Here is a 17,638-nt window from a genome sequence, read left to right on the forward strand (position 1 = left end):
AACAACCATTTATTAAAAACATTCTTTCCTAATGCATACCTATTTACCGCTTTTTTTAGCCATGATAGCCGCTATTGTGCTGCTAAACATGTGGGCTACTAAACTTAGAATTGCCTATCCTATCTTATTGGTCATTGCTGGCTTATTGGTCAGCTTTATACCTGGCTTACAAGTTATCAGGGTTAATCCCGATTTAATATTTTTCATATTCTTGCCGCCACTGTTATTTGAAGCTTCATGGGCGGTTTCTTTTAAAGAGATGAAGAAGTGGTGGCGAATTATTGGAAGCTTTGCATTTTTGGTGGTGTTTTTCACTGCTTTATCGGTTGCGCTGGTTACCAATCATCTTATCCCCGGTTTTACTATCGCTTTAGGCTTTTTACTAGGCGGAATTGTTTCTCCGCCAGATGCGGTAAGTACAGGCGCTATTATGAAATTCGTTAAAATCCCCAAATCAACTGCTACCATTTTAGAGGGGGAAAGTTTACTGAATGATGCTTCTTCATTAATTATCTTCCGCTTTGCGTTAGTAGCCGTAGGTACCGGGCAGTTCGTATGGCAAGAGGCGGCATTAAGCTTTTTATGGATGGTAATTGGTGGCTCAGCCATAGGCTTAGTATTGGCTTGGCTATTTGTGCAGGCTCATAAGCGTTTACCTACAGATGCACCTTCGGATATTGCCTTGCTATTAATAGAACCTTATATCATGTATTGGGTGGCCGAGCAGTTACATAGCTCTGGCGTAATGGCAGTAGTTAGTGGCGGTTTATTGATGTCTATGAAGCGCTTAACGTATTTAAATAGTGCCAGCAGAATTAAGGGCTACAGCGTTTGGGAAAGTTTCGTATTTATTTTAAACGGCATTGTCTTTCTAATTATTGGCTTGGAACTGCCCGAAATTGTGGAAGGAATTAGAGCACAGGGTATACCATTAAGCACTGCAATTGGCTACGGAGTATTGGTTACGGCCGTACTCATCGGCGCCAGAATGATTAGTTCTTATGCAGCAATGATTGCAACTTTCCTTTTCAGGCGAAGTGTAATGCCACAGGCCTCATCAAACCGAAGGCGCTGGCTGATGCCTTTAATTTTAGGTTGGACGGGAATGCGTGGCGTGGTTTCGTTAGCTGCAGCCTTGGCAATTCCGGTAGTTTACGATGGAGTTCCCATTCCTCATCGAAACCTTATCCTGTTTATCACTTTTGTGGTTATTTTACTGACCTTGGTAATTCAAGGGCTTACGTTGCCTTACATTATACAACGCAATAGCTTTTTTAAGGAAGCTACTAACGCCCACGATGAGCACGCAGCCAGACAAAAAATGAAGCAGGGATTGATGCAACACGTTTATATTACCCTAAAAGAAAAATATGAAAATGAGCATTTAGGGAATGTTGAGATTGAAAAAGTGCTGAAACAATGGGAAGAAAGAGCTAAAGCAACAGATTATAGCATGATGAGCGAGCAAAACAAAGCCATTTTTGTAGAGTTGTTAGAAAGTCAACGGGAATACTTATCGGAGCTGAATAAAGACCCAAAAATAGATGAAGAAATTATTCGTCAGCAGTTGTATCAAATTGATTTGGAAGAGGAGCGGTTGAAGATAATTTAGGATGAATTGAGGATCTTTTTCCGTCATTGCGAGGCACGAAGCAATCCTACAACTATTGTCAGGCAACAAAACTATCGCTTAAAGATTGCTTCGTACCTCGCAATGACGTAGTGCATAAAAAAGGAGCAAATTGATTTTGCTCCTTTTTTATTTAATGTCAACTAAAAAATGCTAACTGCCTAACGCTTGTTCAATATCCTTCAAAATATCATCGATATGCTCTAAACCAATAGATAAACGGATAGAACCTTGTTCAATTCCAACAATATTACGTTCTTCTTCAGTTAACTTGCTGTGCGTACTCGTAGCGGGATGCGTAGCGATAGACCTTGTATCTGCTAAATTTGCAGAAATAGAAAATAGCTGCAAGCCATCCATAAATTTACGGGCAGCTTCAATTCCACCATCAACAACGATGGTTACAATACCTCCACCCTGTTTCATCTGCTTTTTGGCAATTTCATACTGCGGGTGCGACGGCAAAAACGGGTATTTCACCAACTTAATTTTCGGATGTTTCTCCAAGTACTCCGCAACTTTCAAGGCATTTTCGCAGTGTCTATCCATACGAACCGCCAACGTTTCTAAGCTTTTCGATAAAATCCACGCATTAAACGGAGAAAGAGAAGGTCCACTGTGACGAGCAAAAGCAACTACATCAGCAATTAAAGCTTTGCTTCCTAAAATAATTCCACCTAAAGCACGCCCCTGTCCATCAATATATTTAGTTGCCGAGTGGATAGAAATATGTGCCCCTAATTTGATAGGTTGCTGTAAATAGGGAGTAGCAAAACAGTTATCAACCACTAATAAAGTATTGTATTTCTTTGCCAAACCACCCAAAAACTCCAAATCAATAATATCTATACCCGGGTTAGAGGGTGTTTCTACAAAGATGATTTTCGTGTTTGGCTTAATTAAAGCTTCCCAATCTTCAGGTTTATCTAAATCCGCATAATCGAAAGTTACACCCCATTTAGCAAAAACGTTAGTTAGCAATTGATGTGTAGATCCAAAAACCGAGCGACTAGAAACAATATGATCGCCACTTTTTAGGAATGCAGCAAAAGTGGTAAAAATTGCCGCCATACCTGTAGCCGTTGCAAAACCATCTTCCGCACCTTCCAACAAAGCCATTTTCTCAATAAACTCAGAAGTATTTGGATTAGAATAACGACTGTAAACGTTCCCCTCCTTTTCGTTAGCGAACAAAGCACGCATTTCTTCTGCATCGTCAAACTTGTAGCTCGATGTTAAATAAATAGGCGCAGAATGTTCTTTGTGCGAACTTCTTTCGGTTTGAGTGCGTATAGCGATGGTTTCGAAATTATCAGACATTTTTTAGTATTGAGATATGAGTATTGAGATATGAGACAAGGAGCAAGATAAACCTCATGCCCTAAACCTTAACCTCAACCTTATTAATGATATATGTAAAATTTATAGTTGCCGATCTGCCCAAAATGTTTGAAACAGAACAGTATTTATCAAAAGTCATTTGCAGGGCACGTTCTACTTTTTGAACGCTCAAATCGCCGAAAAGGTTAAATTGGATATCAATTACATCGAAAATTGCAGGTACTTCCTCTTCTTTTCTCGTAGCCTTAATATTGATTTTAATATCGCTAGGTTCTTCTTTTTGTTTAGTAAGGATATTTACCATATCGATACCGCTGCATCCGCCTAAGCCAATCAACAACATCTCCATAGGGCGAAAGCCTTTACCTTCTCCACCTATAGCTGGTTTTGCATCTAACTCAACGGTAAAGCCGCTTTCATTTTCCGCTTCAAAATTAAATTTTCCGCTTTTGCGGATGAGGTTGATTTCCATATTCTTTTTTACCACTAAGGCACGGAGGACACAAAGACATACTTAGTGCACTTTGTGTCTTTGTGGTTAAAACATATTTAAACTCCGTAAAAAACTAAATTATCTTTCTCCAATTCTGGCAGTTTTACTTCTTTTTCAAATATTGCAAATACCGACGAGCCACTGCCGCTCATTAAGGCAAATTTAGCGTCTGCCTGGTAAAGCTTTGTTTTTATTTCGTCAATTTGCGGATATTTTGCGAAAACAGAAGGCTCAAAATCGTTAAGAATATGAGCTGGCCAATCTTGTAGCGGCAAATGTATCAAATCTTTTAAAGAATTGGAAGGTTGTTTTACGTTTACTTTACTGTAAGCCTCTGCGGTTGAAACGTGTACCGAAGGCTTTACCAATACCAAATAGTAGGCAGAAAGGTCAACATTTAGTTCTTCAAATTCATCGCCTTTGGCAAAAGCATAAGTAGGTTGATTTTTAATGAAGAACGCACAGTCTGCACCTAAGGGTCTGGCGTAAGCTTCCATCCGTTCATCTGTTAAACCTAATTCAAATTTCTGATTAACCAGTTTGATAAGAAAAGCAGCATCGGCACTGCCACCGCCTAAACCTGCGCCAACTGGTATATTTTTTAAAAGTACAATCTGCTGATTGGGTAAATTGAAATCTCTTTGCAGTGTCTCGAAAGCTTTGAAACAAATATTATCGGTAGTATCCCCAGGAATATCAATACCTTTAATCAGCATCGATGTCTCTTCGGCATCTACCAATTCTACCACATCATTTATCTTGATGGGATAAAAAACAGTTTGTAGATTATGGTAACCGTCAGCACGTTTTTCGGTAAGGAATAAGCCTAAATTTATTTTTGCGTTGGCAAATGTTAACATCTTTTGATTTACGAAGTACGATTTTAGAATTAATTAAACACAAAGGCACGAAGAGCACTAAGTTTTATCTGCATGAACAAAGTCCGCTTTAGGGGATTTAGGGGTTTATCTTATAAGTATAATGCCCAATAATTTTCCAAGCGAATAGAATATCTTCTGCTACTTGCCCGCCTCCAATGTTATGCACCAGTAAATAACGCTTTCCATCTGCCGATTTTTTATTGATGACCAAACCAATATGCAACTGCCTGCCATTTAAATCCCAACACACAATATCGCCGGGCAAATAATCTGCAGCATTTTTAGTCATTGGTTTTTTAGTACCTTTTCTGCCAAAGAAAACCATCAAATTAGGCACACGTCTATGGTCTATATTTCTATCTGTAGATTTACGGCCCCAGTTTTTAGGATACAACTTGAAATTAGCTTTCATATCTTCATGTACTTCCTTTTGCAAATCAGTTCCTAACTTGCGGTAAGCTCTGATTACCACATCCGTACAAACGCCTGTACCCTCTGGCACATCACCGTTAGGATAAGCTATGCTAACATAAGCAGGGTCGTAAACTATTCTGCTATTGATAATTGAAATTCCGGCATCAGAAAGTTTCAAAGCCGTTACCGACTGCGCAAAGCTAGTAGCAGCAAACCATCCGTTAATTAAAATCGAAAAGATTATTTTTCTAAACATCATCGTGTAGCAAATCTAACGGATTTTCAAGAGAATTTCTTGATTTACAACATAGAAATCTAACAATCATCAACACTGTTGAAAAACAGAAATACAAGGTTGGTTTTTAATGGTTAGATTTGTGTTTCACATTAAAAAGCCCCTTTAGGGGTTTGGGGTTATGAAACAATATTTAGATTTAATGCAGCATGTGCTGGATAACGGCACACAAAAACACGATAGAACGGGAACGGGCACCATCAGCGTATTTGGCTACCAAATGCGTTTCAATTTGCAAGAAGGTTTCCCAATGGTAACCACTAAAAAACTGCATTTAAAATCTATCATCCACGAGTTGATTTGGTTTTTGCAGGGCGACACCAACATCAAATACCTAAAAGATAACGGCGTACGTATTTGGGATGAGTGGGCAGATGAAAATGGAAACCTCGGACCAGTTTATGGCTCGCAGTGGAGAAGCTGGCCAACACCAAACGGTGGTCATATTGACCAGATTACCCAAATCATCAATACGATTAAAACCAACCCCGACAGCAGACGTATTATTGTTTCTGCTTGGAACGTTGCTGAGATTGAGAACATGGCTTTGCCTCCGTGTCACGCTTTTTTCCAATTTTATGTAGCTGATGGAAAGTTGAGCTGTCAATTATATCAACGCAGTGCGGATATCTTTTTAGGCGTACCTTTTAATATTGCTTCTTACGCATTGTTAACAATGATGGTAGCGCAAGTTTGTGGCTTAGAGGCTGGAGATTTCATCCATACTTTTGGCGATGCGCATATTTATAACAACCATTTAGAGCAGGTTAATTTGCAATTAAGCAGAGACCCAAAACCTTTGCCAACCATGAAAATTAATCCAGCCGTTAAGGATATCTTCGATTTTAAGTTTGAAGATTTTGAATTAACAAACTACGAAGCACATCCGCATATTAAAGGAGTAGTAGCAGTTTAAATTATATCGTCATTGCGAGGCACGAAGCAATCTATTTAGCTTTAAGATTGCTTCGTGCCTCGCAATGACGCAAATTCTAAAAAATGAACCAAATAACTATAGTAGTAGCTATTTCCGAGAACAATGCTATTGGCAAAAACAACCAATTACTTTGGCATTTACCTGCCGATTTAAAACATTTCAAGAGCATCACCTCTGGTCATACCATTATTATGGGCCGTAAAACCTATGATTCTATAGGCAAACCGCTTCCAAACAGAAGAAACATTGTAATTACCCGTCAAGAAGGCCTACAGTTAGAAGGCGTAGAAGTAGTTAACTCTCTAGATGAGGCACTAGCGCTTTGTAAAGAAGAAAATCAGGTCTTTATCATTGGTGGTGCCGAAATATACAGACAGGCCATCTCGTTTTGCGATAAAATTGAATTGACACGCGTACACCAAGAATTTGATGCTGATGCTTTTTTCCCAGAGTTAGATAATGAAATTTGGAAAGAGATTTGGAAAGAAGATCATTTACCCGATGAAAAGAACAAATTTGCTTACACTTTTTCAACTTTAGAGCGTAGATAAAGTTTTCTAGCCACAGATACACAGATTTAATATTTCAAAAATCAGTTAAAATCATTTGTGCATCTGTGGCTTAATATATTTCTTATCCCAATAAAATTACAATTAGAGGTTCTATTATTTAAAAAAATAATTAGATTTGCCGACTTGTTAAAAAACAGCTTATTATAAAATAGATTAAACAAACAATGCAAGGTAAAGGTTTTATAAAATTTATGGCGATCCTTTTAGGTATCGTCTGTCTGTATTCACTTTCTTTCAACATCATTACTTACAACGTAGAGAAAAAGGCTAAGGAATTTGCAAAAGGCGATGAAGCAAAAGAGAAAGCATACCTAGACTCAATGGCTACCGAAAAGGTATATCCAGTATTGGGCCTTACCTACCAACAAGTAAAAGGCAAAGAAATTAACTTAGGTCTAGATCTAAAAGGTGGTATGAATGTTACCATGGAAATTTCTTTAGCCGAGTTGACAAAATCATTAGCAGGTAACACTTCTGATGATAATTTCAACAAAGCACTTTCAAATGCACAAACGCAAATGAATGCTGGTGGAAAAGATTTCATTGCATTATTTGTAAGCGAATATGAGAAATTAGTTCCTAATGGTAAATTGGTAGATTTTTTTGCTAACCAAGATAATACGGCACAGTTAAAGGCTAACGCTAGCAACAACGAAGTAAAATCTTATTTGAGTAAAGAAGCTAACAGTGCGATAGATCGTTCATTCATCATCTTACGTAGTCGTATTGATGGTTTCGGTGTAGTTAGCCCTAACATGCAGAAACAAGAAGGTTCTAACAGGATCTTTATTGAGATGCCGGGTATCCAAGATAAAGAACGTGTTCGTAAATTATTACAAGGGTCTGCAGAATTACAATTCTGGCAAGTATACCAGTCGCAAGAGGTATATCCTGTGTTAGATAACATCAACAAAACACTTGCTACAACTTTAAAAGATACAGTAGCTAAAACTGCTGCTGCAGATACTACTGTAAAAGGCGGTAAATTAGCTGGTTTAACAAAAGGCGCTACTACCAAACCTGCAGACACTTCGGCTGATGCTAAAACAGCAGAAGCTCAAAAAGCAAATCCATTATTTGCTGTATTACAACTTCCAGTAGGTTTAGATGCTAACGGACAACAACAGTTTATTCCTGGGCCGGTAGTAGGTAACGCATTGCAAAAAGACACTGCAAAAGTAAATAACTACTTAAGCAAACCAGAAATCAAATCTTTGATCCCAACTAGCATGAAATTCATGTGGGGATTAAAACCTAGAACTGGCACTAAAGTTTTCGAACTTTATGCCATCAAAGTTGCTTCGTTAGATGGCCGTCCAGATTTAAGTGGTGATGCGGTAGCTAACGCTCGTGATGGTTTCGATCAGAACAACAACCCAGATGTAACCATGTTCATGACCAGCGAAGGTGCTGCGAAATGGAAAAAAATGACTGCAGAAGCTGCTGCTGATCCTAACAATAAAAAAGCAATTGCAATTGTATTAGACAACACAGTTTACTCTGCTCCTACGGTACAAAACGAAATCCCTAACGGTGTTTCTTCAATTACTGGAAGTTTCACTAAAGAAGATACAAAAGATTTAGCTAACGTATTAAAAGCTGGTAAGTTACCTGCTCCTGCTAAAATCGTTTCAGATTTCGTAGTTGGTCCTTCATTAGGTCAACAAGCTATTGATAGCGGTTTAGTCTCTTTCGTATTAGCTTTCGTAGTAATTCTTGCTTTTATGGCATTCTATTACAACAAAGCAGGTTGGGTAGCTAACATCGCCTTGGTAATCAACGTATTCTTTATCATGGGTATTTTAGCTGCATTTGGTGCAGTATTAACACTCCCTGGTATTGCAGGTATCGTTTTAACCATTGGTTTATCGGTAGATGCCAACATCCTTATCTTCGAGCGTGTTCGTGAAGAGTTAGCCTTAGGCAAATCAACCAACGTAGCCATTAGAGAAGGTTTCAAACATGCAATGTCTTCTATCTTAGATGCAAACATTACTGTATTCATCTTAGGTGTCATCCTATTTGTTTTCGGTTCTGGTCCGGTGCAAGGTTTTGCAACTACATTATGTGTGGGTATCATTACTTCATTATTTGCAGCGGTATTGATCTCTCGTTTGATTTTCGAATCAATGATGGATAAAAAATCGAACATCACTTTCGATAACAGCATTACCCGCAACGCATTTAAAAACTTAGCATTCAACTTCGTTGGACGTAGAAAATGGTACTATATCATTTCTGCGGTAATTATTGCTTTAGGTGTTGTTTTCTATGTTAAAAACGATGGCTTACACTTAGGTGTAGACTTTAAAGGTGGTAGAACTTACATGGTGAAGTTCGACAAGCAATTGAACACCGAAGAAGTTTCTAAAGCACTATCGGCTAATTTTGAAGGTGAAGAAGCTTTAGTTAAAACTATCGGTACTGATAACTCATTAAAAATCACTACACCTTACCACATCACAGACCAAGCGCCAGATGCAGATAAAGTTGTTGAAAACGCTTTACGTAAAGGTTTAGATGGTTTAGGTGCAAAATATACGATCGAAAGTTCACAAAAAGTAACGCCAACCATTGCAAGTGATATCATTTACAGTGCTTATGGTGCCGTATTGTTCTCTTGTATCGTGATGTTTATCTACATCTTGGTACGTTTCAAGAAATGGCAATATGGTTTAGGTGCGGTAATCGCATTGTTCCACGACGTGTTATTGGTACTTTCATTTTACACTATTTTAGATGGCGTGTTGCCTTTCCCACTAGAAATTGGTCAAGATTTTATTGCGGCAATTTTAACGGTAATGGGTTATACCATGACAGAAACGGTAATCGTATTCGACCGTATCCGTGAGCGTTTAGCAGAAGCGGGTAAAGAAGACATGTATGGCGAAGAGCGTAACAAACTAATCAACTTCGCTTTAAATAGTACTTTAAGTCGTACCATTTTAACATCGTTATCGGTATTCTTCGTATTAATCGTGATCTTCATTTTCGGTGGCGATAGCATCCGTGGGTTTATCTTCGCTTTATTAATTGGTCGTATCATCGGTACATATTCATCATTATGTATCTCTACCCCAATTGTAATCGACTTATCTAACGACGATAAGGCTAAAAAGTAATTGAAAACCAAATCATAAATCTTAGGTCCCGATGCAAATCGGGACTTTTTTGTTTAAAACAAAATTGGAAACATTAAGGAGTTGTAAAGCAAAATACCACAACAAACAGCGTTAGTCCCGCTATCCGCTTTACTTCGAGGGCAGACACATAGGTCTGCCCCTACGTGCTCGCTCCTATCGGGTTTAAAATGCAAGTGCTGTGCACAGGTTTACGTTAACTAAACCCGGTTGAAGCGGAAATACTTTTTGTAGCAGCTAACCTTTAAGACTATGATGCAGGAATTTTCACAAAAAGATTGGAGCGAAAAACGGGGCTGCCGTAATCTAAGAACCACCAAAAAACATTTTCAAAATAATAATGTAGTTTACTTAGCTCGAAATTAATCTCGCAACAACGAGCTAATTTGATTAATTTAGCCAGCATGAGTTTAAATGTTAAAAATCCTAGCCACTCGTTTACGATAATGAATGAATTGGTGTTACCCAACGATACCAATACCTTGAATAATTTAATGGGCGGCAGGCTATTGCATTGGATGGATATTGCAGCGGCAATTTCGGCTCAAAAACATTGCAATAGCATTGTGGTTACGGCATCGGTTGATAACGTATCTTTCAAACAGCCTATTAAACTTGGTGATGTAGTAACAATTGAAGCAAAGGTGACAAGATCTTTTAACACTTCGGTAGAGGTACGCTTAGATATTTGGGCAGAAAATATTCCATCGGGAACTAGGACAAAATCTAACGAAGCTTACTACACTTTTGTAGCTGTTGATCAAACGGGCACCAAACCGGTACCAGAACTAAAACCAGAAACGCCAGAAGAAATAGAACTTTTTGAAGGAGCGCTGCGCCGTAGGCAATTACGTTTGGTATTGGCAGGTAAAATGCAACCAGACGAAGCCATTGAACTAAAAGCATTGTTTTCTAAGTGATAAATTAATGTGATATGACTACCTATACCGTATTAATCATTTTAAGTGCGCTAGTCATTTTCTCCTACCTTTTCGATTTGGTAGCGAGTAAAACTAAGCTGCCTTCGGTTTTACTATTATTGGTATTGGGCATAGGCTTAAGATTATTGGTTGATAAACTACAAATACATACCTACAATTTTTTGCAAATACTACCAACGTTGGGCACGGTGGGTTTAATACTGATAGTTTTTGAAGGCTCTTTGGAACTAAAATATGCAAAGGATAAGAACAGTGTCATTAAAAGTGCTTTTTTATCTGCCTTTTTAATTTTGATTGCAACGGTAGCAGCTATTACATTTATTATTTACCAAATTACTGGCAAAGAGCTTTACATCTGCTTTGTAAATGCCATTCCATTTAGTGTAATTAGTTCAGCAATTGCTATCCCTTCTGTTGCCACCATTAACAAAAAAAGCAAAGAGTTTGTAATTTACGAGAGTTCATTTTCAGACATCCTAGGCATCATCCTTTTTAATTTTGCGGTAGCAAATCAACATATCACGGTCGGTTCGTTTGGAGAGCTAGCGGTTAACACAATTTTAATTTTATTGCTCTCGGTAGTAGCCTGCATTACACTTTTGTATCTAATGGGCAGGTTAAGGCATCATATTAAGTTCTTTTTGATTATATCGATCTTGATTTTGGTTTATGCCATTGGGCAATCATTTCATTTGTCGGCATTGGTGCTGATCTTATCCTTTGGTTTATTTTTAAACAACGCAGACACGATTAAACATGCTTGGTTCAGATCTATTTTCATTTATAAAAACCTAGCTAACGATCTTACGCAACTGCACCAACTTTCGGCAGAAACCGCTTTTATTATTAGAACCTTCTTCTTCGTAATTTTCGGTTTTACAATGAACATCCATCAGCTTAACGATTTTGTGATCATTGCTAATGGGTTAATTATTTTGGGAAGCATTTACATCATCAGATTTGCCTATCTATACTTCTTTAAAAGAGAGCACGTACTACCAGAAGGTTTTGTTACGCCAAGGGGATTAATTAGTATTTTATTGTACTATAATCTACCTCAGCACATGAAATTGATGGAAATAGGAACGCCATTCCTATTTATGGTGGTGTTAGGCTCTAGCTTGGTGATGAGCGTTGGATTAATGGCTACTAAACGTAAAGAGCAAGTTTCGGAATTAGAACAAAGCCACTAATTATTGACATGCTGTATCGGTTCTGAGTGATTAAGATATTTTTCTAAGCGATGAAAATTATTCTTGAAATACTGCTGATTTCCCTTAACTCGCAGCGTAAGTTTCTTATTTGCTAATTCTGAAAAGCCACCTGCTGCAGTGCCAATTACTGCACCACTTGCTGCTAAAATCGCAGTTAGCTTAGCCATGTCAGCTGTGTTTTCGCCGCTTTCGTCTAAAGACCAGATAGCACCGCCAAGTCCAGCGCCAATTAATGTACCACCAGTCAAACCATTAAGCAGTGTAAGCCCACGTTTTTTAACCTTTATTTTTTTAATATCTGCTGTCCTAAAAATAATATAGTTACCCTTTTTATCTTCAATCCCGATACCTTCAGCATTGATCTTCTTTAAAAAGCCCTTAGTGGTTTTAAATTTATAAGAGTAGACTTTTACCTCGTAATCGCCAATATTATCTATTTGTGCGCTACAAGTTAGATGAATTAAGAAGGCGCAGAAAAACGTTAAAACAAATTTCATTTTATTTTGTTTGGTGTATTTTTTTGATTACAATACCAATGCCAACATTACAACATATTGTTTTAGGGCTGGCATTTAACAAAAATTTAACGTTTAATCACATTCATTGAGATTTAGCTTTTGCAGAAATTTCCTTCATCTTCCTAAGTTCGGCTAAAATATTCGGGCTTACTTGGTACACAATTGAGTAGTAGCTTAGTTCGTCTAACTGATTTTTGTTTAACCCTTCTTGAAGATTATATTTAGCTAAATTTGGGTTAATAGCATGAATTGGAAAAGCAATAACGTTAGCTACACCATTTAGAGCTGCAAACCAGAAACTTTCTACTATCTCATCTCTTAAGGTGGGAGCTTTATTTCCGTACCTATCTACCAAATCATCATTACCGTTAAGTTGATATGTTGTAGTTTCCTTAGCCGAATTATCTAAATAAGTTTTTGCTCTATAGGGTCTTTTGTATCTCCTAATTTTGATACACTTTACTTCAGTAATGCTTAAACTGATAAACTTATCGTTAGTATTCAAGACGATTGAGGTGCTATCTACCTTGTGTAAGACACCTCGCTCCGTTCCGTATTTAGTTTTAACAACCGCTTTATATGGAACAACTTTTTGAGCAGTTGCATTACCAATTAAAAGTGTTAAGCAAATGGTAGTTAAAATGTATTTCATTTTAGTTAATGTATCAATAAAATTAATACATCTCAGCAAACTAAGAAATTAAAAAATGTTAAATATGAGCAGCTTACAGCAAAAATTAACTTCCCATTTCTAAGATCTTGTCAAACTCAGTGGCTTTTAACGACATTACAGATAAACGACCTTGACGCACCAAAGAAATATCTTTCAAGCTCTCTTCTGCTTTGATTTGCTCTAAAGTTACCGGATTTTTCAAGGCTTCTACTGGTGCTAAATCTACTACTACCCAATTAGGATCTGATGTAGTTGGATCTTGGTAAAACTCTTTAACTACCTTGGCTACTCCTACTACATGCTTGCCTTCGTTGCTGTGGTAAAACAATACCAAGTCGCCTTCCTTCATCTCTTTCAGGTTATTACGAGCTTGGTAGTTACGTACGCCATCCCAAAAGGTACGGCCATCTTCGTTAAATTTCTCCCAACTGTATTTAAAAGGCTCTGATTTGACTAGCCAATATTGTGTTTTTTTCATGCTAAAACGAATGTTTTGAATTCACCGACAAACTTAAAACTTTGTCTTCATTTATCTACTACTCTTTAAAATTTGCCTTAATAAACAACAGTTGATAATGAATGGCATCTGCCCAATATTGCCAAGTGTGTCCACCAGGATTGGTGATAAACGTATGCGGGATATTATTGTAGGCGAGTTTTTCGTGCAGAGCTACGTTTACTTTATAAAAAAAATCTTCGGTACCACACTGAATAATTAACGCAAGCGAATTAGGTGCTACCAAGTTAGTTAGATTAATAACCGAAGCATTATCCCATTGTGATGGTTTAGCTGCATAAGTCCCCAGTAATTTCGCCATATCCCAATTATTTGGAAAAGGCCTGATATCTACTCCGCCGCTCATGCTACCAGCAATGCTAAACACATCTTGATGTTTAAATGCCAAATACAATGCACCATGTCCACCCATGCTTAAACCTGTTATTGCACGTCCCTTTTTATCGGCGATGGTTTTGTACTTTCCGTCAATCCAATTTACCAATTCTTTAGCTACATAGGTTTCGTATTTAGAATTAGGTTGTTCTGGACTATCCAAATACCAGCTATTAAAATTTCCATCAGGACAAACAACAATTAATTGATGCTGATCTACCAAATTCTTTAAGGCTGGAGCTTTTGTAATCCAATTAGCATAATTACCAGAATAGCCATGTAACAAGTAAACCACTGGAAATTGCTTCTTATCGTTGTAATTTGATGGTGTAATAACTACCGCTTTAATTTCTTTTTTCATCGATTGACTGTAGGTTTTTACAGTATCTACATTGGCTGCAAAAGAATTTAGGCTAAATAAGGTCAGTAGAAAAAAAAAGATCTTGTTCATTTTATATCAAATATTTTTGCTTAGTAGGCTGTTGAATATAAAGATTATTTTGAAATAATTAAGAAATTAGAGCTATATATAAGCAAAAGCATAGCTTTGCAAAAATTCTTTTGATGAAGCTGAAAAGTATCCCTCCTGTTCCGGCAGTTTTAATGGCAATAATTAGTGTTCAAGGTGGGGCTGCCATTGCCAAAGGTATATTTCCGGTAATGGGTGCAGCAGGCACGGTGACACTTCGCATAGCAATTTCAGCTATTATTTTATTGGCAATCCATCGTCCAAACTTTAAAAAAATTACAGGTAGCCAATGGAAGCTGATTGCTTGGTATGGATTAGTGCTAGGTGCTATGAACACTAGCTTTTATCTTTCGCTGGCCAGAATACCTTTGGGTTTAGCGGTAACGCTAGAATTTATTGGCCCGCTGCTTTTGGCTGTTTCTACCTCAAAAAAAACTTTAGATTTCTTATGGGTACTTTTAGCAGCTATTGGTATTGCGTTAATTGCACCCTGGTCGTCGAATAACAATATTGATTTAATTGGTGCCGCATTAGCATTATTGGCTGGTGCATTTTGGGCAGCTTACATTATACTTGGCGGTAAGTTATCAAAAACCATGGATGGAGGAATTGCAGTAAGCATTGGTTTAGTAGTTGCCAGTTTTGTAGCCGTACCAGCGGGAATAATTGAAGGTAATCTACATCATATCAGTCCTACAATATTATTTTGGGGCTTGGGCATTGCTTTATTGTCTAGTGCTATCCCCTACAGTTTGGAAATGAATGCTCTTAAGCATATACCAGCAAAAACCTTTAGCATACTGATGAGCTTAGAACCTGCAGTGGCCGCTTTTTGTGGCCTATTATTTTTGAGTGAGCGACTATCTGTAAATGAATGGGTCGCCATTGTATTAGTGGTTGCCGCCAGCGCTGGCTCCACCTTAACCAAGCCTAAAAAGGAGTAAAAGCATATCTAACTATTAAATTATCAGTTAAATATGTAAAATAATTCACAGGTAATTGCAACAAGTTTTTTACCTTTAGAAAAAATTAAACCAATTATACTATTTAAAAATGAAAAAGAAATTATTAGCTCTATTAGTAATAGGCTCGGCAGTGGTAGTATCTTCTTGCAGCAAAATTAAAGAAGCAACTAATCAAGACATTACTTTAACAACTGCAGCTGTTACTTTAACTATAGAGCAATTAACTACAGCAAATGCTAACAGTGCAGTAATTAGCTCTAAAATATCTAGTGCTGAATTAGATGCATTAATCAAACAAAAAGCATCTGGCTTCGGCATCAAGAATGTTAAATCACTTAAAATAAAGACATTAAAAGCAAAAATAATAAACCCTGTTAATGATGCTTCTAACAATTTCAATAATTTAGGTGCAGTATCTGCAAAATTAGAAGGAAACGGCAAAACTTTTACAGCTAATCATGCTGTAACAACAAGTGCAACTTATGAGCTTAATTTTACAGTTGATAGTTCTGTAGATATCAAAGACATTGTTTCCGCTTCTACTGTATCATACTCACTATCAGCGCCAGTTCGTACACCGACTAATAAACCCATAACCATTGAGTTAGTAGCAACATACGATGCTGTTGTAGGTCTTTAAATAAACTAAACCATACTATTCAAATAGGCCAATCTTTCGATTGGCCTATTTTTTTGTCTCTAATTTTGGTCAAATAAAAAGGAGTTACACACAATGCAACTCCTTTTCTATAATTTTATAAATCTCTAATAGTAACAAAAGTACTAATCGAAATTCTGCCAGCTTATCCCTCCTGGTGTAACCAAGCTTTTTTAGCCAATAATTCTTCTTCCGTTTCGCGGATATCTTCATCATCTACACAGCAATCTACTGGGCAAACCGCAGCACATTGAGGCTCATCGTGGAAACCTTTACACTCGGTACACTTATCTGAAACGATATAATACACCTCATCAGAAACTGCATCTTGCGCAGCACCTGCATCTACTTCCCTACCTCCAAAATCGATAATACCATCTAGGCTAGTTCCATCAGAAAATCTCCAAGCGGTACCAGCATCATAAATTGCATTATTAGGGCATTCTGGCTCACATGCCCCACAGTTTATACATTCGTCTGTTATTTTAATTGCCATCTTTTCGTCTAATTCTAAATGCGAAGCTTAACTTTGCGCCACAAATATAATACATAATCCATTTATAATAGTTCTAAATATGTCTTCAATTCGTAAAGAACAGCTAATTTCCGCTTTTAAACAGTTAGGTAAATACCTAGAACAGCCAGATGAAGCTTTCCAATCGGTTGTTTATTTGGCAAGAAATGCAAATGCTTGGTTTACAGAAGAAGAGGTAAATAAATCGGTTAAAGCATTGGCTGAAATGCTAAACGAAGCAGATTTAGAAAAATGGTTTGAAAAAATAACCGTTGCTACAGAACCTAAAAAAGTTGGTTTAATCTTAGCTGGAAACATACCTTTAGTGGGTTTTCATGATGTGATATGCGTATTAGCAACAGGAAATACTGCACTGATCAAATTATCTTCATCAGACAATAAACTCCTGCCCTTTTTGCTCAATAAACTGATCGAATTTTTACCAGAGCTAAAAAATCATGTGATTTATGTAGAACAATTAAAAGATTTTAATGCGGTAATTGCCACTGGTAGTAATAATACGTCGAGATATTTCGAATATTATTTCGGCAAAGTGCCTAATATCATAAGAAGAAATAGAAATAGTGTGGCCATTTTAACGGGAGATGAAAATGAAGAAGATATAGCGCAACTTGGGCACGATATTTTAGATTATTTTGGTATGGGCTGTCGTAGCATTTCGAAAGTTTTCATTCCTAAAAACTACGAGATTAAGAATTTTTTTGAGCCTTTGGAGCAATTTAAGGATATCATCAACCACTTTAAATACAACAACAACTACGATTACAACAAATCTATTTATCTGGTAAATCAGCAAAAGCATTACGATAACGGTTTTTTATTGTTGAAAGAAGATGAAGGCTTATCATCGCCTTTGGCTGTGCTTTATTACGAAACTTACGAAAATATTGATGAGGTAATTGAAAAGTTGAAACATCAGCAAGAGCAAATTCAATGTATTGTGGGCAACATTTCTAAAGCAGATTTTAATGCATTGCAATTTGGTCAAAGTCAGCATCCAAAACTTTGGGATTATGCTGATCATGTTGATACATTAGATTTTTTAAAGCAATTGTAGGGAAATTAAATAA

At 37.2% G+C, this 17,638-nt stretch carries 18 protein-coding genes; 9 read left to right on the forward strand and 9 right to left on the reverse strand.

Going from position 1 to position 17,638, the window contains the following annotated elements:
• Positions 1 to 31 precede the first annotated feature (31 nt).
• Entirely contained in the window at positions 32 to 1,612 is a 1,581-nt protein-coding gene (locus REI64_RS04545; protein ID WP_308848917.1) for a Na+/H+ antiporter, read from the forward strand.
• A 171-nt stretch (positions 1,613 to 1,783) separates the two neighbouring features.
• Here the strand turns inward: REI64_RS04545 and REI64_RS04550 are convergent, their stop codons facing one another.
• From REI64_RS04550 to REI64_RS04565, 4 genes are all read right to left on the reverse strand, one after another.
• Positions 1,784 to 2,950 (reverse strand): aminotransferase class I/II-fold pyridoxal phosphate-dependent enzyme, encoded by a 1,167-nt coding sequence (locus REI64_RS04550; RefSeq protein WP_308848918.1) that lies wholly within the window; start codon positions 2,948 to 2,950, stop codon positions 1,784 to 1,786.
• 61 nt (positions 2,951 to 3,011) lie between these two features.
• Positions 3,012 to 3,443, reverse strand: coding sequence for an OsmC family protein (locus REI64_RS04555; protein WP_308848919.1), 432 nt, complete (start codon positions 3,441 to 3,443; stop codon positions 3,012 to 3,014).
• A 77-nt stretch (positions 3,444 to 3,520) separates the two neighbouring features.
• A complete protein-coding gene (gene ispE, locus REI64_RS04560; protein WP_308848920.1) occupies positions 3,521 to 4,324 on the reverse strand; it encodes a 4-(cytidine 5'-diphospho)-2-C-methyl-D-erythritol kinase in 804 nt (267 codons plus the stop codon).
• A 97-nt stretch (positions 4,325 to 4,421) separates the two neighbouring features.
• Entirely contained in the window at positions 4,422 to 5,018 is a 597-nt protein-coding gene (locus REI64_RS04565) for a DUF1287 domain-containing protein (protein ID WP_308848921.1), read from the reverse strand.
• 157 nt (positions 5,019 to 5,175) lie between these two features.
• Here REI64_RS04565 and REI64_RS04570 point away from each other — a divergent pair, with 157 nt between their 5' ends.
• From REI64_RS04570 to REI64_RS04590, 5 genes are all read left to right on the forward strand, one after another.
• Positions 5,176 to 5,970, forward strand: a complete 795-nt coding sequence (locus REI64_RS04570; protein WP_308848922.1) for a thymidylate synthase — start codon at positions 5,176 to 5,178, stop codon at positions 5,968 to 5,970.
• Between the two features lie 83 nt (positions 5,971 to 6,053).
• Complete coding sequence (locus tag REI64_RS04575) at positions 6,054 to 6,542, forward strand: dihydrofolate reductase (protein ID WP_308848923.1); 489 nt, start codon at positions 6,054 to 6,056, stop codon at positions 6,540 to 6,542.
• A 185-nt stretch (positions 6,543 to 6,727) separates the two neighbouring features.
• Positions 6,728 to 9,685 (forward strand): protein translocase subunit SecDF, encoded by a 2,958-nt coding sequence (gene secDF / locus REI64_RS04580; protein ID WP_308848924.1) that lies wholly within the window; start codon positions 6,728 to 6,730, stop codon positions 9,683 to 9,685.
• Between the two features lie 422 nt (positions 9,686 to 10,107).
• On the forward strand, positions 10,108 to 10,623 hold the full coding sequence (locus tag REI64_RS04585) for an acyl-CoA thioesterase (RefSeq protein ID WP_308848925.1): 516 nt from the start codon (positions 10,108 to 10,110) through the stop codon (positions 10,621 to 10,623).
• A gap of 14 nt (positions 10,624 to 10,637) precedes the next feature.
• A complete protein-coding gene (locus REI64_RS04590) occupies positions 10,638 to 11,837 on the forward strand; it encodes a sodium:proton antiporter (RefSeq protein ID WP_308848926.1) in 1,200 nt (399 codons plus the stop codon).
• Here the strand turns inward: REI64_RS04590 and REI64_RS04595 are convergent.
• The 4 genes from REI64_RS04595 to REI64_RS04610 form a co-directional block, all read right to left on the reverse strand.
• The gene (locus REI64_RS04595; RefSeq protein ID WP_308848927.1) at positions 11,834 to 12,355 is read right to left on the reverse strand and encodes a hypothetical protein; all 522 of its coding nucleotides are present in this window, start codon (positions 12,353 to 12,355) and stop codon (positions 11,834 to 11,836) included. The genes REI64_RS04590 and REI64_RS04595 overlap by 4 nt on opposite strands.
• A gap of 103 nt (positions 12,356 to 12,458) precedes the next feature.
• On the reverse strand, positions 12,459 to 13,028 hold the full coding sequence (locus REI64_RS04600; protein WP_308848928.1) for a hypothetical protein: 570 nt from the start codon (positions 13,026 to 13,028) through the stop codon (positions 12,459 to 12,461).
• Positions 13,029 to 13,113: 85 nt separating this feature from the next.
• Complete coding sequence (locus REI64_RS04605; RefSeq protein WP_308848929.1) at positions 13,114 to 13,527, reverse strand: EVE domain-containing protein; 414 nt, start codon at positions 13,525 to 13,527, stop codon at positions 13,114 to 13,116.
• A gap of 58 nt (positions 13,528 to 13,585) precedes the next feature.
• Positions 13,586 to 14,392: an alpha/beta hydrolase family protein gene (locus tag REI64_RS04610; RefSeq protein ID WP_308848930.1), complete on the reverse strand. Its 807-nt coding sequence runs from the start codon at positions 14,390 to 14,392 to the stop codon at positions 13,586 to 13,588.
• Between the two features lie 113 nt (positions 14,393 to 14,505).
• On the opposite strand from REI64_RS04610, the gene REI64_RS04615 reads away from it, so the two are divergent.
• Together REI64_RS04615 and REI64_RS04620 are read left to right on the forward strand one after the other, a co-directional pair.
• Positions 14,506 to 15,354 (forward strand): DMT family transporter, encoded by an 849-nt coding sequence (locus REI64_RS04615; RefSeq protein WP_308848931.1) that lies wholly within the window; start codon positions 14,506 to 14,508, stop codon positions 15,352 to 15,354.
• 109 nt (positions 15,355 to 15,463) lie between these two features.
• Positions 15,464 to 16,015 carry a hypothetical protein gene (locus tag REI64_RS04620; RefSeq protein WP_308848932.1) on the forward strand — a complete coding sequence of 184 codons (552 nt, stop codon included), beginning with the start codon at positions 15,464 to 15,466 and terminating at the stop codon, positions 16,013 to 16,015.
• Positions 16,016 to 16,178: 163 nt separating this feature from the next.
• Here the strand turns inward: REI64_RS04620 and REI64_RS04625 are convergent, their stop codons facing one another.
• A complete protein-coding gene (locus tag REI64_RS04625; protein ID WP_308848933.1) occupies positions 16,179 to 16,529 on the reverse strand; it encodes a 4Fe-4S dicluster domain-containing protein in 351 nt (116 codons plus the stop codon).
• Positions 16,530 to 16,608: 79 nt separating this feature from the next.
• On the opposite strand from REI64_RS04625, the gene REI64_RS04630 reads away from it, so the two are divergent.
• Positions 16,609 to 17,625, forward strand: coding sequence for an acyl-CoA reductase (locus REI64_RS04630; RefSeq protein WP_308848934.1), 1,017 nt, complete (start codon positions 16,609 to 16,611; stop codon positions 17,623 to 17,625).
• The last annotated feature ends 13 nt before the right edge of the window (positions 17,626 to 17,638 follow it).

This window comes from Pedobacter sp. (genome assembly GCF_031119335.1).
Classification (GTDB): domain Bacteria; phylum Bacteroidota; class Bacteroidia; order Sphingobacteriales; family Sphingobacteriaceae; genus Pedobacter.